Consider the following 19,145-nt stretch of genomic DNA (forward strand, 5'->3'; position numbering starts at 1 on the left):
TAGGTTAATCCTCCTTGGCGGAGGCGCGTGGGGATCGAACCCACCCGGGCCAGCCCTCACTGACCCACACCAGATTTGAAGTCTGGGGGCCGCACCAGCGACCAACCGCCTCCTCGATCCCTTAAATATTATAGTCATTCCCCTTCCTTGTCCAGTTTCATTAAAAGCCTTGCCTTCTTCCTGACCCTTGTTATAGCATTCTCCGTCTTTTTGTACGGCCATGACAACAGATTCGCAGCGTCTGCGATATTGCCGCTGATTAGGAGGGCCCTTAAAGCCTCCCTCTCCATTGACGTCAACAAATCGAACAGATCTTTCAAAAACTCCTTTTGTTTCAACTTCTCATCCACGTCCAAATCGTCCGATACTTCCGCTGCAGCGTCCAAAGAAACGTAATCCTTCGTCTTGTTTTTTCTCAAGTAGGATATCATGGCATTACGGACGCAGGTTCTTGCAAATGCCGGAAAATGCCCTCTATTTTCATCATATTTTCTAATAGCGTGATATAATCCTATATAACCTTCTTGAACCAAATCTTCTTTCAAATGTGGGTCGCCGTTAGACAGCATAGAAGCCATCTTCAACACTAGAGGCATATAATTGATAAATATTTTGTTCAACCCAATAATGCTCCTTTCATTTCATTGCCGATAGGAGGTCTGATATATGATGACGGATATTATAGAAAAACTGAAGGCCGAAAGCTACAGAAAAAACGATAACGTCGTTATTCCTTTTGAATCTATAAAAAATTTATCGAAGGAGTACAAGACGCCCGTCAAATCGATAGAAATAGAGCTTCTCGAAAACGGCTTAATTCCAGAACGTTACGAGAGAAACATTGGCACTTACGGAATATCTGGACAACTCGTTTTATTAAAGAGCAAAATCCTTATAGTAGGCTGTGGCGGCTTAGGAGGGTGGAACATAGAAATATTGGCACGAGCAGGCGTTGGATATCTGCGATTGGTAGATGGCGATCGCTTCGAACCACACAACCTAAATAGGCAAATCATTGCAACCGAAAATGATCTATATAAACCCAAAGCTCTTATTGCTGCCAAAAGGGTTAAAAATATAAACTCCGGGATTGAAGCGGAAGCTTGTTCGTGCATGTTCGACGAAAGTACAGCCCAAGGGTTGGTGGATGGAATGGATCTAGCTATAGACGCTTTGGATAACAACCGCTCCAGATTCCTTCTTTTCCAGGTCTGCAAAGCAAAAGGAATACCTGTCGTTCACGGCGCCATAGGAGGATTTGTGGGACAACTGAAGGTGGTAATGCCTGGAGAGTCGCATCCCTTGGAAGCTTTTGGTAACGACGCTCCAGACAAAGGAATAGAGGTAAAACTCGGCAACCCTCCCCAAACACCAGCCTTAATAGCTACTTTGCAGGCCAACGAAGCTATTAAGCTACTTTTAAAAAAAGAGGGGTTATTGACAGATCATCTGTTGTGGATCGACCTCGAGCATAACGAATGGATGCGTTTGAAATTATGATTACTCTTTGCGGGACTATCCGCTACAATAATTGCAAAGACCACGTAAAAGGACCTTTAATTTTTTCGATGCTTTTTTCATTTCTTCCAACACTTCTTCATGGGTTAACGGTTTAGCCTCCATCCCTGCAGCATAATTCGCGACGCATGAAATGGCACATACTCTCATGCCCATCTGCCTAGCCACCATGGCTTCCGGAACAGTAGACATGCCCACCACATCTGCTCCCATTATTCGTGCCATTCTGATCTCAGCAGGAGTCTCGAAAGAAGGCCCGCTGAAGGCTATGTATACACCCCGTTTTAACGATATGCCGTTATCGGATGCTATTTTTTCGCAATGCTTCATTAATTCTTCATCGTAAAGAAAGGTCATATCCGGAAACCGCGGCTCAAAACCATCTAAATCTTTTCTTCTCAAAGGATTGACGCCCATGAAGTTTATGTGATCATATGTCAACACCAGATCGCCCGGAGACAGCCCATAATTGATGCCTCCGGAGGCGTTGGTCAATATTAGAGTTTTCACACCAAGCATGCCGCAAACGCGTACAGGAAAAGTCACTTCATCCATGGAATAGCCTTCGTAATAGTGCACCCTCCCATTCATCGTTACGACGTAATTTTTACCTATATTTCCGCAGACCAGCTGCCCGGCATGGCCGGGAACAGTGGATTCGGGCCAAAAGGGAATGTCTTTGTAGGGTATTACTATCGAACTTTCGATTTCTTCGACGAAATCGCCAAGACCGGAACCCAAGACTATAGCCATCTCTGGAGTTTTTGGAATATTTTCCTGCAGAAAATTCACTGCTTCAACTATTTTTTCCCTGTATGTCAAGAATGCTCACTCCTCATTATGTAATATCTAGCGCTTTAAGATCTCAGGAGCCAAAGATATGCCATCCAATTCCCTATCATCAACTCCATAAATATCCGCCAAAGTCTTTCCAAGACAACAAAATCCGTTGCAGGTCCCGAAGTTTCCTGGACGAACCATGTCCCCATAGAATAGCAATGGAACATATTCTCTACTGTGGTCAGTGCTTTTAGTGAGAGGATCATTACCATGATCGGCAGAGATAATCAATAAGTCAGTCGGTCGCATGCCCTCTATAAATGTCACGAGCCAATCGTCGAACTTGAGCAAAGCTTTAGCATAACCGGGAGGATCATTGCGATGACCGTATTTCATGTCGAAGTCAATTAAATTGCAAAATAGCAACCCGTTAAAGTCTTTATCTTGGTACTCCTTAAGGTATTCCATACATTCATCGTTATTAGAGCAGTGTATTGGTTTCGTGATACCACGATTGGCGAAAATGTCATCGAGCTTGCCTAAAGTTATAACGTCATAACCGCTCATCGACAGCTTGTCAAGAAGCGTGTCCTTAGGCGGGGGGAGCGAAAAATCCCTTCTACGCGGTGTTCTGTAAAACTTCCCAGGAGTTCCTGCAAAGGGCCTAGCTATAACGCGAGCCACGCCATTTGGACCCTGCAGTAAATTGCGCGCTATCCTACACCATTCGTATAAGGTTTCAACGGGTACTACATCTTCATGTGCAGCAATCTGAAAGACGCTATCCGCAGACGTATAGACTATGGGGCAACCGGTCTTCAGATGTTCCGGGCCGAGATCTTCTATTATCATCGTTCCCGACGCGGGATAATTTCCCAAGATGTCTCGTCCGATTGCTTGTTTAAAGCTTTCTATTACTTCGCTTGGAAAACCTTTTGGGAAAGTTGGAAAGGGTTTGGTTAAAATAATTCCTGACAGTTCCCAATGCCCCGTCGTCGTATCTTTGCCAGCCGAAAGCTCGCGCAGCCTTCCAACAGCTGCCAAAGGAGGCCACATGACGGCCGTTCCTGGCAAATCGACAATCAAGGGCAATCCCAATTTACCGAGGTTAACCAAATTAATGCCTCCCATAGCTAAAGCCACATGATAGGCAGTATTGCTGCCTTCATCACCGTAACAATTCGCGTCAGGAGACTCACCTATGCCGTACCCGTCTAGAATTATTATAAAAGTCCTCAATGAAATACCTCCAATCATGGGTTAAGCTCTGGGATGGCATTTATCGTATATGTCGCGTAGCTCCAAATCAAGATGGGTATATCGTTCCGTTGTTGATATTGAAGCATGGCCTAAAAGTTCCTGTAGTGTTCTTAGATCCAGTCCCCGCCTCAACATATGAGTAGCCAGCGAATGACGCAACACGTGGGGATGAAGCCTTACGGACGGTATTCCTGCCGTCTTTCCTCTTCGCCGAATAACCCTCCACAGGTCCTCTCTATGCAGTTTTCTTCCCGTCCTTGTCAAAAATAACCAACGTTCTTCTCTCCTGTTAAGAAGTGGCCGTATGGCATCGACATAATGTCTCAACTTTTCTTTCACGGAACCAAGTAAAGGAACTACCCTCTCCTTATCGCCTTTTCCTATCACTCTAAGGGTTCCGGCACGCCAGTCTATATCTTCAAGGGCTAGAGAACAAACCTCTGAGGCTCTTAATCCACAACCGTAAGCCAATTCAAACAAAGTTTCATCTCGCCCCCCAAGAACAGACCCGTCTCTGCAGGAAGAAATCAGGCGCTCTATTTCTCCTTCGCTCAAAATTCGAGGCAACTTTTGCTCCTTAGAGGGCAATGATGGCAACCACTGTTCGCCGTCAACCCACCCTTCTATGGTCAGATAGCGATTCCAAGATCGTATAGCCGCAGCATATCGTTGCAGAGAAGCTTTGGATTTTCCTTCCGATGCCATCGCCTTTAAAAAACGTGACATATATTCGTGCCTGGGAGGGATTGGATCCAGATTTTGATTGCTGCAAAACTTGATCCATTTGGCTATATCGGTCATATAAGCTTCTATGGTGTTTTCGCTATAACCCCTTTCCAGGCGCAGGTAGCCTGCAAAGTCGCGGACCAGCTTATGACTTTCTTCAGGCACCTCTATCATCTCCCTTTAAAATAAACCTACGCCCTTTGAACATAGGGGGCGTAGGTTTATTTTACATTAAAATTGAGCCTAAAAGCTCTTTTCTCCGGGATAAGGGATTGCAAATGATCATTGATCCCTGCGACGATTCAAATACCACATTAGCGCTGCAAAAGTTTTTGCGTCCTCAATTTTTTTGGCTTCGATAAGGCGTTGGCACTCTTTAGGAGCAACTATCACCTTTTCTATTATTTCATCTTCATCGCCATCTAACTTAGAAGGAAATATTTCCGTTGCATAGAAAAGATGAATTATCTCGTTCGCAAAACCGGGAGAAGAGTAAAAACTAGCGATGTGTTCTATATTTCTTGCATCGTATCCAACCTCTTCCCTAAGTTCGCGCTTTGCCGTCTCCGCTGGCGATTCTCCTTCTTCCATTATCCCAGCAGGTACTTCCAGCAACTCTCTTCCTGTCGCATATCTGAATTGGCGAACTAACACAATTTCGCCTTTGTCATTAACAGCCAGAATTGCCACCGCCGGAGCATGTTTGACCACTTCTCTTCTGGTTACGTGGCCATTGGGCAACCTTACTTCATCGACGCTTAATTTAACTATCTTTCCACTATAAACTTCCCTAGAAGATATACATTGCTCGTCTTTATCCATGATTAAGAATTGGCCTGGGCTACGGACTGCTTACCAACTTCCTGCCCCTTTTCAAAAGCTTTCATGTTGATCTCAAGAAGATGGGCTTTTTTCGCACCCAATATTTCTTTTACAGCTTCTTTAAGGGCATCCACTGAAGCTATATCGGCAGCTTCCGCCAAAGCCCCAAGAACTACGATGTTTGCTACCTTCTCGTTGCCCAATTCCATAGCGATACTGTTTGCCTGCACTTTCACTATATTTATATCATCCCGCGGATCATTGTAAGTGACGAGATCTTCGTTGTAAATTAAAACCCCTCCCTTTTTTAAGTTTCCAACAAACTTCGCAAGGGAAGGCTGATTCATGATGATCAGGACATCAGGAGAAGAAACCAGGGGAGAAGCTACCTCACCATCGCTTACAATGACACTGCAATTAGCCGTACCACCACGCATTTCCGGTCCATAAGAGGGAATCCACATCACATTATTGCCCTCGTTTAAAGCCGCATGAGCAACTATTTGACCTAGAAGCATTACCCCTTGGCCACCAAAACCTGCTGCAATCATTTCTCTATAAAAGCTCATCTGATTCACCTACCTTAATTAGGGAGCTTAAACTCGCCCAAGGGATAGTAAGGGATCATATTCTCCTCTAGCCATTTCAAGGCTTCCGTGGGCCGCATACCCCAGTTGGTCGGGCATGTGGAAAGCACTTCCACTAGAGAAAAGCCCTTACCGTCGATCTGGGTTTGGAAGGCCTTTTTAATGGCTTCCTTTGTTTTTATTACGTACTTTGGCCTTGCCACGGTAACGCGAGCTATGTAGCCCGGAGCCTCCAATGTTGCGAGCATCTCTGCCACTCTTATAGGATAACCATTTGCCTTTGGATCCCTTCCGAAGGGACAAGTGGTAGTTCTTTGCTTAAGAAGTGTCGTTGGGGCCATTTGGCCACCAGTCATGCCATATATTGCATTATTGATAAAGATGACAGTTATATTTTCACCCCTATTGGCAGCATGTACTATCTCAGCCGCACCTATAGAAGCAAGATCCCCGTCTCCTTGATAGGTGAAAACCGTCAAATCAGGCCTTACTCTCTTGCAGCCTGTGGCAACTGCAGGAGCTCTTCCATGGGCCGCCTCATACATATCTGTATTGATGTAATTATAGAGCAACACGGCACAGCCAACCGGTGCTACACCAACTGTCTTCTCCTGGATTCCTAGCTCATCTATAACTTCGGCCACTAAGCGATGAACGATGCCATGAGTGCATCCCGGACAGTAGTGTGTTGAAACATCGGTCATTGATTTAGGGCGCTCAAATATCTTCACTTCAGCCATCTCTGTCCCCCCCATATTAACCTAGCAGTTTCTTAGCGGCTTCTTCGATCTCTTCGACCGATGGTGCCATTCCGCCGCACCTTCCGTAAAAGCTAACCGGAACCTTGCCCTGCACACCCAGCTTCACGTCCTCTATCATTTGGCCACAGCTCATCTCGACGACCAAAACGTGTTTGACTCCATCGGGAAGATCGTTAAATGGTTTGTAAGGGAAGGGATACAGGCTTTGCGGTCTTATTAAACCAACTTTCATGCCCTGATCCCTCAATTTCTTTATCGAGGACTTGGCAATTCTTGCAGTGGTCCCATATGCAGCAATTACTACATCGGCATCTTCTACGCCAACGGACTCGTATCGCACTTCTTTCTCTTCCATCCTGCGATATTTTTCTTGAAGTTCTTGATTGTGTTTCTCAAGCATCTCGGGGTCTAAGGATAAGCTCTTTATTAAAGCTCTCTTGCCTCTTTCGGCCATATATCCTATTGCCCATTCCTTCGGATCGGGAATATCGTAATTCAGTTTTACCTTTTTGAATTCTATTGCCTCCATCATCTGCCCCATGAACCCGTCGGCCAATATCATGACCGGATTGCGGTAATATTCTGCTAAATCGAAAGCCATCATTATAAATTCCGTGGCTTCCTGTAAAGTTCCCGGAGCAAGTGTCAATAATCTGTAATCGCCATGGCCACCGCCCTTGGTCGCCTGAAAGTAATCTGATTGAGCGGGCAAGATACCGCCTAAACCCGGCCCCCCGCGCATCACATTTATGATGACACAGGGTAACTCTGCGGCTGTAATGTAGCTTATACCTTCGCTCATCAAAGAAATCCCGGGGCTCGATGAGGAGATTAAGGTCCTAAAACCAGTTCCCGCTGCCCCAAAGATCATATTAATTCCGGCAACTTCGCTCTCCGCTTGAAGGTATACCCCACCAACTTCAGGCAATCTCTTTGACATGTATTCCGGTATTTCGTTCTGCGGCGTTATCGGATATCCGAAGAAATATTTACATCCCGCTTGCACGGCGGCTTCGGCAAATGCTTCGTTGCCTTTCATTAAAACTCGATTGGACACTGATCACACCCCCACTTATTTAAGATTCTACGCGGTATACCTCGATTGCTACATCAGGACACATCATAGCGCACATTTTGCATGCAACACATCCTTCTTTGAACTGCTCTGCGGGCCTGTAGCCCTTACTGTTAATGCGATCGGAAATTTTGAGCACCTTGTTCGGACAGGCTTCGACACAAAGACCACAGCTCTTGCACTTTTCCTCCAAAACCTCAACTCGCCCTTTAGGCATTTAAACCTCACTCCTTTCCCAAGGCATTAGAATTTTTCGGGTTAAAGGCCAAATAACTGCATCTCTAACCCTTTCTGCAACTTCGTCATAATTCGGGGTCGTGGTGCTAAGATAATACAGAGGTATTTGGTCCCTCATGGAATAATTTCTTACCACCTCATACCCCGAAACTACATTTTCAACTGCTGTATCGTTTCCCAAATGGGGATTACAAATAACGCCGTCAATCGATAAACCGGAAACATTTTCGATGTTCTGTTTTAATTTTTCTATTTCCTCTTCGGTAGAACTCATAGGTCTAAAGGGATTGACGACATACAAAACCGTGTGGTCCTGTTGTTCTATCTCGGGAAGAAGTTGTGTAAGGGCTAGAGCACCCTTTTCATCTCCACCTATATCCAACAAAACCCTTTTGTTGTCCATAATGGCATTATGAACTTCGGCACTAACAAGGGGTAAATCGCTCCATTTCGTTTCTCCCGGCGGAGTAATGACTTTATAACCCTCTTTCTGTAAAGTCGAGGCTATATCTCTTAGGCAAAAGTAAGGATTTGTGATATCGACGTCAACTATGGTAATTTCTTCCCCTTTTGCTTTGAATGCGCTGGCCAGATTTAGCAAAAACTCCGTCTTTCCCGAGCCTAACCTCCCAGTTACAGCAATTATTTTACCCCATCTATATTTCTTTAAAGCTTCATGCCTGATATTATCCCAAATTAACAAGTCAAAACATCCCCCTCACGCAATCGCAAACCATTTAAAAAGGAGCGTCCATTAACGACCTTTTTACCCTCTCGTTGCACTTCAAGGAGCAAAACAGCACCCTTTCCACATGCCACTGCGGGAAAACCGTCAACAATCTTAAATATTGTTCCAACAGGAGCAAATATTTCATCGTTGTTGATCAGTTTTGTTCTCCAAACCTTAAGCCTTTTGTTGTTTATAAGCGTATATGCTCCCGGTTCCGGATTAAGCGCTCTGACCTTATTATGGATCTTCAAAGCCTCTTCGTTAAAATCGAAAAGGGCCTCTTCGTTAGTTATTTTTGGGGCGTATGTCGCTTCAGATTCGTTCTGTTCTCTAAATTCGTAAATTCCTTTTGGAAGGGCGTCTAATGTATTTATAAGAAGTTCTATACCTCTGCAACGAAGTTTTTCGCCTAAAGTTCCGGCAGTGTCGTCTAAATCAATGTATACTTTATTTTGAGCTAAAATAGGACCGGCATCCAATGATTCAGTTAACCTAAATACCGTGACTCCTGTGGTTTGTTGTCCATCCATTATCGCTCTTTGAATTGGAGCAGCTCCCCGGTATTTTGGTAAAAGGGAAGGGTGTAAATTTATACAGCCAAACTTAGGTGTAGACAGAAAGGGCTCTTTGATCTTCTGTCCAAAATCAATTACAACTATTAAATCGGGAGAATTTAACATCAATTTTTCCTTAATAATAACGTCGTCATTGATATTCTCGCTTCGCCTTACCTCTATATCCAACCAATACGCCATCTCTTCAACATCATTCGGTTTTCGTCTCAAGCCTCTGCCTGAAGGCCTTGGTCCACTCGTTATAACCAATTCAGGATTGTATGATAGCTTCGCCAATTCCCTTAAGCACTGCGCCCCCCAAGATCCTGATCCCATATACCACATCTTCAATGTGTTACACCTTTTTTTAGCCTTTTGAATTTTTTTTGTATCATATTTCTCTTTACGGGCGACACCAGATCGATTATGAGCCTTCCGTGCAAATGATCAATCTCGTGGCAAAAAGCTCGAGCCAGCAAGCCAGAAGCTTCGATCGCATATTTTTCGCCATTTTCATCGAAGGCTTCGATTTTGACTATTTCCGGCCTTTCGATATCTTCGAAGACCTCTGGGAAGCTAAGGCATCCCTCTCGCCCTGTTTGTTCTCCCCTCTTTTCTAAAATAACGGGATTGACGAGAGTGTATTTCTTTCCTTCATAATCCACCACTGCAACCATTAAATTGATCCCGACTTGAGGGGCAGCTAAGCCCAATCCGTCATTTGCATACATAGTTTCATACATATCTTCTATCAATTTTTTTAAATCGTCATTAAAAGCTGTGACGATTTTATTTTTGGAACGCAATATCGGGTTTGGATACTTTATTACTTCCAAAATAGCCACCGTTAGATTACCCCTTTCCCGAACAAAGAGGCGCTAAAAAACGCGCCTCTTTGTTACCATTAGTACCAACTAGTACCAACTTGATTTCCTTTATTATAGCATACACAATTATATCATGCACACATTGAGAATGGAAGAGCTAAACTTTAAATTGATCCCTCAGAACATCCCCTATAGTAACGATTGCGCCATCTTCTTCGGTTTGTTGTACGTTATTGTTCTTGTTTTCCGTTACCCTGTTCCTCCCCTCGGCTTTTTCCTCCCGCTGTACCTGTTCTTTTTCTTCTTCCTCCAGCGCCTTAATGCTTAATCTAATCCGCTTCTCATTGGGATCTATCTCCAATATCCTGGCTTTTACCTCGTCACCTTTTTTTAGGACTTTTGAAACGTCATCTATATGGCGTCTCGATATCTGCGATATGTGTATAAGCCCTTCTACTCCACTTTCTATCTCAACAAAGGCACCGAAATCGACAATTTTTACAACCCTAACAGTGACATCCTGTCCCTGCTGATAGCGTTCCATGATCGTGCTCCAAGGGTCATGAAGCTGCTTATAACCTAGGCTGATTCTTTTTTGATCTAAATCAATATCCAATACCTGTACTTCTATGTCCTGTCCCTTTTTCAAAACTTCCCTGGGATGATCTATATGCCCCCAAGAAATATCGCTAATGTGAATCAAACCTTCGACTCCGGGTTTAATCTCTACAAAGGCACCGAAGTCTACGGTATTCGTTATTCGGCCGTGGATCTTGTCGCCTGGTTTTACGCTTTCGCCTATGACTTCCCAGGGATCCGGTTCAGTTTGTTTGATGCTCAATGAAATTTTTTCCTGTTCGGGATCGATATGCAAAACTTTTACCTTCACCTTGCTGCCCTTCTTGACGACATCGCGCGGTTTTACGTTTTTGCTCCAGGAAAGTTCGCTTATGTGTACCAAACCCTCTACGGGGCCCAAATCGACAAATGCTCCAAAGGAGGTGATACTCGTCACAACACCTTCCAGAACATCTCCTTCTTCGAGGTTTTCAAAGAATTCTTTTTTCTTTCTGGCCAATTCCTCTTCGAGGAGCAATCTCCTGGAGAAGATCAGTCTTCTTTTCCTACGATCCTTCTCCAATAATTTTACCTCAATTTCCTGGTTTACAAATTTGGATGGATTTACCAACTTGCCCTCTTCAGCCAGATGGGATATGGGCACGAAACCTTCTAGGCCATAGGCATTTACTATGAGTCCTCCTTTTACCTTCCGCAGTCCCATTACAGCAATTGTTTCTCTCTGCTTCAATGCGTTTTCCAGCGCTTCCCATCTTTCATCAAAAAGCAAACGCCACCTGCTTAAGAGAACTTGAGATTCCTCTCCTTGTACTACCTTGGTGACCTCTGCACGCACTTCATCACCAATACGTGGCTCAGCGTTATCATCCACCAATATGCTATGCGTCCATTCACGCTTAGGCAAAAAACCCTCGCATTTAAAGCCTATGTCGACCAGCCATCCGTCGCCGCTTTTGTCAATTATGACACCTTCGACAACCTTGCCTCTGTGGATATTCTCAGGTCCGTGCTGCGTAATGAGATCTTCCATCGTTTCCTGTGATTCTTGCGCGGAAGGGCCTGCCATTTCCGATTCGATATGTTCTTGCCCTTCTCGCCTTTCTTCCTCAACCATTACCAACCATCCTCCTTAACTACCTACGTGATAATAAACTAATTACTTCTTTTATTAGCCAATCTGGAGTAGAAGCTCCAGCAGCTATTCCAATTATATGCTTGCCATAAAGCCAAGATTCGTCTATCTCCTGGGGGTTAGCTATCCAAAGAACATCGCACCCCTCCCTCTTGGCAACTTCAACAAGCTTCGCCGTATTAGTGCTGTTATGCCCGCCAATAACGATAACCCCCTCTGTATCAGCTGCCAATTTTCTTACGGCTTCCTGTCTATGCAAGGTAGCCTTGCAAATAGTATTGTAAACACGCAATTCCCTAGCCTTGGGTACTAGGGCGCTAACTACAGAGAGTAACGCCCCTTCTTCTTGGGTAGTTTGAGAAACCACGCCTATTTTATCTTTGTTGGGAAAAGTTGCAACATCCTTAGATGAATTTATCACACTAGCATAAGCAGATACACAACCTTTGATACTTTGAACTTCAGGATGGTTTGGATCTCCAACAATTACAACTTCATAACCCTCTTCAGACAGAAGACGCGCCTTCTCTTGGGCATTTTTTACCGACGGGCATGTACCATCTATAATTGTGCATCCTTTATGTTTTGCCTGCTTAAGAACTTCTGGAGTGGTACCATGAGCTCTTATGAAAACTATCGACTGAGAGGGTAATTCTTCTACGCTCTCCACCAATCTAAGGCCCAAGGATTTCAACCTTTTAACTTCTTCCTCGTTATGAATTGGGCTGCCCAGGGCATAGATGTTTCCATACTTCTTCAACGCTTTTTCGAGCTCGTCTATCGCTCTCTTCACTCCAAAACAGAAGCCCAATGGTTTACCTATTATCAATCTCATTCAAATTCACACTACTCCCAAATGTCTTTTAATTCTCCCTTTCAAATCTTCGAGAACCTTTTCTTCGTTCTCTTCCTTTAGATCATACCATAAAGCGGGTTTAAATTTCCTAAACCAAGTCATCTGTCTTCTATAAAAGGCTTTCGTGGCTTTTATATAGTACGATAGTGCTTCTTCCATGCTATAGACTCCCCGTATATACTTAATAACCTCCCTATATCCGAATCCTTGCATAGAATGGAAGCGCTCGTCAAATCCGTTCTTCAGCAGCCATTTTACCTCTTCGACTAGTCCACTTTGAAATTGCTTTTCCGCCCTTAACTCTATATTTTTGTAAGCTAATTCTCTAGGCCTAATTATACCAAGATAGAGGACATCGTAAGGTTTTTTTATTTTCTTTCCATGTTTATGCCACCATGAGGCAGGCTTGCCTGTCGTATGAAATATTTCAAGACCTCGTATAATTCTCACCAAGTCGTTGGGGTGTACTTTCAAAGCCAGATCGGGGTCAACTGTCGCCAATTTATTGTACATGTGCTTTTTCCCCTTAATTTCCGCCTCGTGAAGCAACTTTTTCCTGATCTCTGGATCGCTTTCGATGGAAACCGTTAACATTTCTCCAAGTAAAGCGCTGTAGTAAAAAGGCGTTCCTCCAACAAGTAACGGTATCTTTTTTCTTGCGATAATTCTATCGATAGCCCCAGCTGCCTCTTCGACAAAACGGGCTGCTGTAAAAGTCTCATCGGGATCGGCAACATCTATATTATGATGTACTGTGCGCAATCTGTCCTCTCTTGATACCTTATCGGTACCAATATCCATATATCTATATACCTGCCTAGAATCGACGGAAATTATCTCGCCCGAGATAGCAGGCGCTAGCTTTAGGGAAATGGCCGTCTTCCCGATAGCGGTGGGACCTATGATGGCGACCAGCTTAATTCTGCCTCTGTTATGAAGGTGCATTTTTTTCTCCTGAAGTTTCATCGACTTGAAATGTCCTTCGTTAAATTACTATAATCCAAATAACTTTGAAGCAGCAACGTTGCAGCAATCATGTCCACTTTGTTCCTTTTTTTCTTGCCCGACATCCCGCTATCGCGCAAATAATTCTGCGCGATAGTTGTGGTAAATCGCTCATCCCACAAAATAAAGGTTATATCGGGAAATTTTTTCTTCAATTTATCGGTCAACTCACTGATAGCATCAGCTTCCCTGTCTTTTTTTCCGTTTGTGCGAATGGGAAGCCCTATAACCACCTTTTTCACATTATGTTTTCTTATAAGCAAGGTTAAATCTTCGAGCCAGCTGCCCTGGGCATTCAAAAAGCCAACCCCTTGGGCAAATATGCCAAGGGGGTCGCTGATTGCAATTCCTATACGCACGCTCCCTATATCTAAAGCCAAAATGTGCTCCAACCGACTTATACCCCCAATAATTCGGTTAAAATCCTAGGTACGGCATTTAGGGCATCTTCCAGTTTTTCGACTTCCTTTCCTCCGGCCTGGGCGACATTAGGTCTCCCTCCTCCTCCACCGCCAACTATTTTCGCAATCCTATCGATAAATTTACCGGCATGTATACCATCTCTTACAGCATCCTCGTCTGCCATGGCGACAAGAACTACCTTCCCTTCAAAAGAGCTGCCTAAAACCAGTAAGACCTTTTTGAGTCCCTTTTTGAGATGGTCTCCAACTTGGCGCAATATATCGGCATCCAAATCCTCGAATTTGCCTGTCAACACGGTAAAACCATTTACTATTTGGCGTTGAGATAGTATTTTATCACATTGCGATAAAGCAAGTTTCAAATTAGACCTTTGCAATTCTGATTTTAAATTTTTAATATCCTGAAATACATCGGTAAACTTTTCCTTTAAAGATCCTGCTTCGACGCCGGAAATTAAGGTCAAATCCTTTACAAGATCAAACAACTCTTGATAATGACTTACGGCTGCCATCCCTGCCAGGGCTGTAATTCGTCTCAAACCCGATCCTATGCTTTCTTCTTCGACTATTTTTATCAAGCCAATGTCGCCGGTAGCATTAACGTGCAATCCGCCGCAAAGTTCGGCACAATAACCTGGTATCTGAATGACGCGCACTCTATCCCCGTATTTTTCATCGAAAAATGCCTTTGCACCTATTTTCTTAGCTTCTTCCATCGATGTCTCGAAGATGTTCAACTTGATATTGGCCTGTATGACCTCATTAGCAATTTGTTCTATTTTTACTATGTCGTCGCGAGATATTGCATCAAAATGGGTAAAATCGAACCGTAAGTAATCAGGAGAAACGTAGGAGCCTGCTTGACGAATGTGGGGGCCTAAGACACGCGTTAAGGCTTCGTGAACAATATGGGTAGAGGTATGGTGGCGCCTAATGGCATTTCTTCGTGAAAGGTCAACCTTAGCTTTCGCTTCATCATCGGCTGAAACATATCCCGACTTAACCCTGACACGATGAGCTATAAGCACATCGTGATAGTAATATGTATCAAGCACCTCCAATTTACCTGTGGACGTTTCTATCCATCCTTTATCTCCCACCTGTCCGCCCTTTTCGGCATAAAAAGGGGTTTCAGCCAACAGGATTTCTACCTCTTCCCCTTCATGAGCTTCCTCTACCTCCCGAGAATCCTTTAATATGGCCAAAACTTTCGATTCAGCTTCATCGCTCTCATATCCTACGAATTTCGTCGGACCAAATTTAGCCAAAAGGGCAGAATGAACTTCTTTCTGCACCGTCGATGCAAGCTGTTTGCTCGCAGTTCTTGCCATTTCCCTCTGACGCTCCATGCATCTCTCAAATTCTTCTCTATCGACTTCAATGCCCTGCTCTTGACATATCTCTTCGGTCAATTCAAGGGGAAAACCATATGTGTCGTATAAAGTAAAAGCTGTTTCTCCCGATAGTACCGAGCTACCGGATCTTACTACCCTTGATATCTCCTCTTCAAGCAAAGCGCTCCCCTGATCTAAGGTCCTGCTAAACCTTTTCTCCTCCAGATTAATAACAGATTCTATGGTGGATCTATATTCCACTAATTCTTTATAGTGATCGGCCATGATCTCAAGCAATTCGGGCATCAGTTCAATCAAAAAAGGCCTATCGAGGCCGAGCACTCTTCCATAACGCGACGCCCTTCTGAGCAACCTTCTAAGGACATATCCTCTACCCTCATTAGAGGGAAGCACGCCATCGGCTATCATGAATGCCAATGCTCTTAAATGATCGGCAATTACCCGCATGGCCGTATCAAAGCGTTTATTTGCGGCATATTCAACTCCTGACAAGCGCGATACCTTTTCAATTAAAGGCAGGAACAGATCGGTCTCGAAATCAGATCTGGCCCCCTGAACAATAGATGCCAGACGCTCCAATCCCATTCCCGTGTCAATGTTTTTCTTTGGCAAAGGCGTAAGGTTGCCTTCTTCGTCTCTGTTATATTGCATAAACACCAAATTCCACACTTCAAGATACCTATCACAATCGCACCCTACAAAACATTCGGGCTTTCCGCAAGAAAACGCCGGGCCTTGGTCGTATATCAGCTCCGAGCAGGGGCCACAAGGACCTATCGGGCCGGCAGCCCAAAAATTGTCCTTCTCTCCCATGCGCACAATTTTACTCTCAGGGAGGCCAACAACTTTATTCCAAATTTCGAAGGCTTCGTCGTCGTCCAAATAAATCGTAGCATACATTCTCTCCGGATCGAGACCAATTACTTCCGTTAAAAATTCCCACGCCCATGGAATGGCTCGTTCCTTAAAGTAGTCCCCAAAGCTGAAATTTCCCAACATCTCGAAAAACGTATGATGCCTCGAGGTCCTTCCTACATTTTCTATGTCGTTGGTCCTCAAACATTTCTGTGATGTGGTGGCTCTCAGAACCTCAGGTTTCTTCAACCCCAAAAAATAGGGCTTAAAGGGAACCATGCCCGCTATGGTAAACAGCAAGGTTGGATCATCCGGAATAAGACTGAAACTTGGAAACCTTTTATGTTCTTTTTGCTCGAAATACGATAGAAATAGCTCTCGTAATTCCTTTCCGCTTCGCTTTATCACAATAAAATGAAGCCTCCTTCTTAACAAGCACAAGACTTGATCTTGAATTATAATTCATTGACTGCTAATTGTTCAACAAATTCTTTCTGGCCACTTTAGAATCATGGATGACCCTTTCGTAGTCTACAGTCGTGTATTCGCCATTCCTATACACCCATTTGCCGTTCACAACTGTTCCCCACACATCCCTAGATGTTCCCGCAAAAACAATAAAACCGGCAAGGTTTTTTAAATCCCAACCAACGTAATGGGGTTTGTCGAGATCGACTAAAATAAAATCTGCCTTCCAATCTTCCCTTATCAAACCCGCCTTCGAAAAGCCCAAAGCCTTATAGCCGTTAACAGTAGCAATTTGGATTGCCTCTTTTGACTTTACCAATGTAGGATCTTTGTGCAACCCCTTCTGGATAAGAGATGCCGTCCGCATCTCAAGCCAAGGATCCAATCTGTTGTTGCTGGCAGCACCGTCACTTCCTAATGCCACATTTACCCTTTTTTGGATCATCTGTGATAGGGGGGCAAATCCGCTTCCAAGTTTCATGTTGCTACTTGGATTATGGACAATGGTTATGTTATCCTTCGCAATCTCAGATAACCTGTCTGCGGGGAACCATACTCCATGAGCCAAAACTAAGGATGCGACATTGGCAAGTCCCGTCTCATATAAAAGGCCGATCGGATCCTGTTTTAATTCGTTTATAATATAATTTCTCTCCCACTCCGTCTCAAGCCAATGAGTATGTATCCCTGCATGTAATCCTCTGGCGATTTCCGCTATTCTTGCCAACTTCTTGGGCGAAACGGTATAAGGTGCGTGGGGACCGAGCTGAACGGTTATCATTTCATCTTTGCCATGCCAATTATCGTAAAGCTTAATACCCTCCTTAAGCTTCAACGAAAAGAGAGGATCTTTGCCGATTAAACCCTGGCAAAGTCCACATCTCACACCTATTTCCAGGGCCGCATTTGCAACTTCGTCCATGTGAAAATACATGTCGCCAAAGCAAGTAACTCCGGCACTTATCATTTCTATAATTCCCAGTTGGGTGCCTATTCGTATGTGATTGGACTTGAGCTTTCCCTCAACAGGCCATATGTGTTTTTCTAACCAATCTTTCAAGGGAGCTTCTTCGCCAAGGCCTCGCAACAGCGTCATAGCCACATGGGTATGGGCGTTCACGAACCCCGGCAATAGTGCCTTTTTACTTTCACACAAACATTCTTCTTTGGCCCTTATCTTAGTCCCGTGGCCTTTCGGCAATATCGATGAGATACGACCTTTGGACACTGCAACATCACATATTTCCGCCCTCTCGCGATCTCCATCCAGTACTACAGCATCCCTAAAAACTATGTCAGCTTCTAAGCAACTTGCGACATCTGGGCTGTAAGTCGTCATTCTTCCCACCTTCCAAGATATTGCTCTTGTTCGGGAGTCATCCCTTCCAGTCTAATACCTAAAGCTTCTAGCTTATAGGAAGCCACTGCCCTGTCTATCTCGGAAGGAACTGGGTAAAGTCCCGGTTCGAGATCGTTCTCATGAATATAAAGAACCGATAATAGCTGAAGTGCAAAGGATAGATCCATGATTTCGATGGGATGGCCATCTCCACCGGCAAGGTTTACCAGCCTTCCCTCGACCAACAGATGCAAAGATCTCCCATCATGGGTCGTGTATGTCGTTACGCCGGGGCGCGTTATTGACTTTTTAGCCGCTATTTCACCCAAATCTATACAGGATATCTCGACGTCGAAGTGACCTGCATTTGCCAAAATTGCTCCATTTTTCATGACGGCAAAATGCTCTTTTCTGATCACATTAATGTTTCCCGTGGTAGTTACGAATATGTCCCCTGTTCGGGCTGCAGTAGCCATGTCGGTTACGTTGAAACCATCCATATAAGCCTCTAAAGCTCTATGGGGATCCGATTCGACAATCGTCACTCGCGCTCCAAGCCCCGATGCCCTGGAGGCTACCCCCCTGCCGCACCATCCGTACCCGCATACGACGACTTCCTTTCCGGCAATCAACATATTGGTCAGCCTGCATATTGCATCCCATACAGATTGGCCTGTTCCGTATCGGTTATCAAAGAGATGTTTGCTCAACGCATCATTGACCGCTAGCATGGGAAAAGCCAGGATCCCCTCATTTGACATCGCCTTCAGCCTCTTAATTCCCGTAGTTGTCTCCTCGCAACCGCCCTTTATATAAGGCAGGAGATCGGATCGCTCCTTGTGAATAAGCGTCACCAAATCTCCTCCATCATCTATTAGTATTTGTGGAGACCAGGCAAGCAGGGCATGCAGGTTACCATAATATTCGTCCCTTGTCATTCCGTGCCAGCTGTAAACCCTTATGCCGTTGGCGACCAGCGCTGCGCAAATATCGTCCTGTGTTGACAGGGGATTGCTCCCGGCAGCCATGACTTCGGCACCTAAAGCCTTAAGAGCCCTCAGAAGACACGCGGTCTTCGCCTCAAGATGCAGGCAGGCAGCAACCTTGACACCGTTTAAGTGGCGTTCTGGTTTAAATTTCTCTTGAAGAAGCTTTAAAACAGGCATAAAATTCCACGCCCATGCAATCTTTATTTTGCCTTGGTCTGCCAAAGCTGGATTTGCTATTCGGTATTCCTCCATAATATTTATCCGCCTC

20 protein-coding genes and 1 tRNA gene are annotated in these 19,145 nt (G+C 44.5%); 1 reads left to right on the top strand and 20 read right to left on the bottom strand.

Features of this window, described 5'->3' with window-relative positions; all coding sequences use genetic code 11:
* Positions 1–15: 15 nt before the first annotated feature.
* Together BLU12_RS07745 and BLU12_RS07750 are read right to left on the bottom strand one after the other, a co-directional pair.
* Positions 16–113: transfer RNA gene (locus BLU12_RS07745), tRNA-Sec, on the bottom strand.
* Between the two features lie 21 nt (positions 114–134).
* Positions 135–620 carry a sigma-70 family RNA polymerase sigma factor gene (locus tag BLU12_RS07750; protein WP_234945558.1) on the bottom strand — a complete coding sequence of 162 codons (486 nt, stop codon included), beginning with the start codon at positions 618–620 and terminating at the stop codon, positions 135–137.
* A gap of 46 nt (positions 621–666) precedes the next feature.
* Between BLU12_RS07750 and BLU12_RS07755 the strand changes: the two genes are divergently transcribed.
* Positions 667–1,500, top strand: coding sequence for a HesA/MoeB/ThiF family protein (locus tag BLU12_RS07755; protein ID WP_091461826.1), 834 nt, complete (start codon positions 667–669; stop codon positions 1,498–1,500).
* 15 nt (positions 1,501–1,515) lie between these two features.
* Here BLU12_RS07755 and BLU12_RS07760 read toward each other — a convergent pair whose 3' ends face one another.
* The 18 genes from BLU12_RS07760 to BLU12_RS07845 form a co-directional block, all read right to left on the bottom strand.
* A complete protein-coding gene (locus BLU12_RS07760) occupies positions 1,516–2,340 on the bottom strand; it encodes a purine-nucleoside phosphorylase (RefSeq protein ID WP_091461827.1) in 825 nt (274 codons plus the stop codon).
* Positions 2,341–2,367: 27 nt separating this feature from the next.
* A complete protein-coding gene (locus tag BLU12_RS07765) occupies positions 2,368–3,537 on the bottom strand; it encodes a phosphopentomutase (protein WP_234945559.1) in 1,170 nt (389 codons plus the stop codon).
* A 21-nt stretch (positions 3,538–3,558) separates the two neighbouring features.
* On the bottom strand, positions 3,559–4,458 hold the full coding sequence (locus tag BLU12_RS07770; RefSeq protein WP_091461831.1) for a tyrosine-type recombinase/integrase: 900 nt from the start codon (positions 4,456–4,458) through the stop codon (positions 3,559–3,561).
* A gap of 108 nt (positions 4,459–4,566) precedes the next feature.
* Positions 4,567–5,106 carry an NUDIX hydrolase gene (locus tag BLU12_RS07775; RefSeq protein WP_091461832.1) on the bottom strand — a complete coding sequence of 180 codons (540 nt, stop codon included), beginning with the start codon at positions 5,104–5,106 and terminating at the stop codon, positions 4,567–4,569.
* Between the two features lie 2 nt (positions 5,107–5,108).
* The gene (locus BLU12_RS07780; RefSeq protein WP_091461834.1) at positions 5,109–5,675 is read right to left on the bottom strand and encodes a 2-oxoacid:acceptor oxidoreductase family protein; all 567 of its coding nucleotides are present in this window, start codon (positions 5,673–5,675) and stop codon (positions 5,109–5,111) included.
* 14 nt (positions 5,676–5,689) lie between these two features.
* A complete protein-coding gene (locus BLU12_RS07785) occupies positions 5,690–6,433 on the bottom strand; it encodes a thiamine pyrophosphate-dependent enzyme (RefSeq protein WP_009201164.1) in 744 nt (247 codons plus the stop codon).
* 16 nt (positions 6,434–6,449) lie between these two features.
* Positions 6,450–7,511: a 3-methyl-2-oxobutanoate dehydrogenase subunit VorB gene (gene vorB, locus BLU12_RS07790; protein WP_268753515.1), complete on the bottom strand. Its 1,062-nt coding sequence runs from the start codon at positions 7,509–7,511 to the stop codon at positions 6,450–6,452.
* A 19-nt stretch (positions 7,512–7,530) separates the two neighbouring features.
* A complete protein-coding gene (locus tag BLU12_RS07795) occupies positions 7,531–7,746 on the bottom strand; it encodes a 4Fe-4S dicluster domain-containing protein (protein ID WP_009201166.1) in 216 nt (71 codons plus the stop codon).
* Positions 7,747–8,469 carry a nucleotide-binding protein gene (locus BLU12_RS07800; RefSeq protein WP_091461835.1) on the bottom strand — a complete coding sequence of 241 codons (723 nt, stop codon included), beginning with the start codon at positions 8,467–8,469 and terminating at the stop codon, positions 7,747–7,749.
* Positions 8,463–9,395: a methionyl-tRNA formyltransferase gene (gene fmt, locus BLU12_RS07805; protein ID WP_091461837.1), complete on the bottom strand. Its 933-nt coding sequence runs from the start codon at positions 9,393–9,395 to the stop codon at positions 8,463–8,465. Before fmt ends, BLU12_RS07800 begins: the two co-directional genes overlap by 7 nt.
* A gap of 2 nt (positions 9,396–9,397) precedes the next feature.
* The gene (def, locus tag BLU12_RS07810; RefSeq protein WP_091461839.1) at positions 9,398–9,895 is read right to left on the bottom strand and encodes a peptide deformylase; all 498 of its coding nucleotides are present in this window, start codon (positions 9,893–9,895) and stop codon (positions 9,398–9,400) included.
* A 139-nt stretch (positions 9,896–10,034) separates the two neighbouring features.
* Positions 10,035–11,570, bottom strand: coding sequence for a S1 RNA-binding domain-containing protein (locus BLU12_RS07815; RefSeq protein WP_091461840.1), 1,536 nt, complete (start codon positions 11,568–11,570; stop codon positions 10,035–10,037).
* Positions 11,571–11,589: 19 nt separating this feature from the next.
* Positions 11,590–12,423: a 4-hydroxy-3-methylbut-2-enyl diphosphate reductase gene (gene ispH, locus BLU12_RS07820; RefSeq protein ID WP_091461842.1), complete on the bottom strand. Its 834-nt coding sequence runs from the start codon at positions 12,421–12,423 to the stop codon at positions 11,590–11,592.
* A gap of 6 nt (positions 12,424–12,429) precedes the next feature.
* Positions 12,430–13,389 (bottom strand): tRNA (adenosine(37)-N6)-dimethylallyltransferase MiaA, encoded by a 960-nt coding sequence (gene miaA, locus BLU12_RS07825; RefSeq protein ID WP_234945560.1) that lies wholly within the window; start codon positions 13,387–13,389, stop codon positions 12,430–12,432.
* A 17-nt stretch (positions 13,390–13,406) separates the two neighbouring features.
* Positions 13,407–13,841, bottom strand: a complete 435-nt coding sequence (ruvX, locus tag BLU12_RS07830; RefSeq protein ID WP_091461845.1) for a Holliday junction resolvase RuvX — start codon at positions 13,839–13,841, stop codon at positions 13,407–13,409.
* A gap of 5 nt (positions 13,842–13,846) precedes the next feature.
* Entirely contained in the window at positions 13,847–16,489 is a 2,643-nt protein-coding gene (alaS, locus tag BLU12_RS07835; RefSeq protein ID WP_091461846.1) for an alanine--tRNA ligase, read from the bottom strand.
* 64 nt (positions 16,490–16,553) lie between these two features.
* Positions 16,554–17,888, bottom strand: a complete 1,335-nt coding sequence (locus BLU12_RS07840; RefSeq protein WP_091461848.1) for an amidohydrolase — start codon at positions 17,886–17,888, stop codon at positions 16,554–16,556.
* Positions 17,885–19,129: an adenosylhomocysteinase gene (locus BLU12_RS07845; RefSeq protein ID WP_091461850.1), complete on the bottom strand. Its 1,245-nt coding sequence runs from the start codon at positions 19,127–19,129 to the stop codon at positions 17,885–17,887. The genes BLU12_RS07840 and BLU12_RS07845 overlap by 4 nt, the downstream gene beginning before the upstream one ends.
* Between the last annotated feature and the right edge of the window lie 16 nt (positions 19,130–19,145).

It is taken from the genome of Acetomicrobium thermoterrenum DSM 13490 (genome assembly GCF_900107215.1).
GTDB classification, from domain to species: Bacteria; Synergistota; Synergistia; order Synergistales; family Acetomicrobiaceae; genus Acetomicrobium; species Acetomicrobium thermoterrenum.

Excerpts from the sequence above, each read along its gene's own strand:
- BLU12_RS07775 (WP_091461832.1), bottom strand. The coding sequence starts at position 5,106 with ATGGATAAAGACGAGCAATGTATATCTTCTAGGGAAGTTTATAGTGGA.
- fmt (WP_091461837.1), bottom strand. The coding sequence starts at position 9,395 with ATGTGGTATATGGGATCAGGATCTTGGGGGGCGCAGTGCTTAAGGGAA.
- BLU12_RS07785 (WP_009201164.1), bottom strand. The coding sequence starts at position 6,433 with ATGGCTGAAGTGAAGATATTTGAGCGCCCTAAATCAATGACCGATGTT.
- miaA (WP_234945560.1), bottom strand. The coding sequence starts at position 13,389 with ATGCACCTTCATAACAGAGGCAGAATTAAGCTGGTCGCCATCATAGGT.
- BLU12_RS07770 (WP_091461831.1), bottom strand. The coding sequence starts at position 4,458 with ATGATAGAGGTGCCTGAAGAAAGTCATAAGCTGGTCCGCGACTTTGCA.
- BLU12_RS07755 (WP_091461826.1), top strand. The coding sequence starts at position 667 with ATGATGACGGATATTATAGAAAAACTGAAGGCCGAAAGCTACAGAAAA.
- BLU12_RS07815 (WP_091461840.1), bottom strand. The coding sequence starts at position 11,570 with ATGGTTGAGGAAGAAAGGCGAGAAGGGCAAGAACATATCGAATCGGAA.
- BLU12_RS07840 (WP_091461848.1), bottom strand. The coding sequence starts at position 17,888 with ATGACGACTTACAGCCCAGATGTCGCAAGTTGCTTAGAAGCTGACATA.
- BLU12_RS07780 (WP_091461834.1), bottom strand. The coding sequence starts at position 5,675 with ATGAGCTTTTATAGAGAAATGATTGCAGCAGGTTTTGGTGGCCAAGGG.
- ispH (WP_091461842.1), bottom strand. The coding sequence starts at position 12,423 with ATGAGATTGATAATAGGTAAACCATTGGGCTTCTGTTTTGGAGTGAAG.
- BLU12_RS07795 (WP_009201166.1), bottom strand. The coding sequence starts at position 7,746 with ATGCCTAAAGGGCGAGTTGAGGTTTTGGAGGAAAAGTGCAAGAGCTGT.
- BLU12_RS07845 (WP_091461850.1), bottom strand. The coding sequence starts at position 19,129 with ATGGAGGAATACCGAATAGCAAATCCAGCTTTGGCAGACCAAGGCAAA.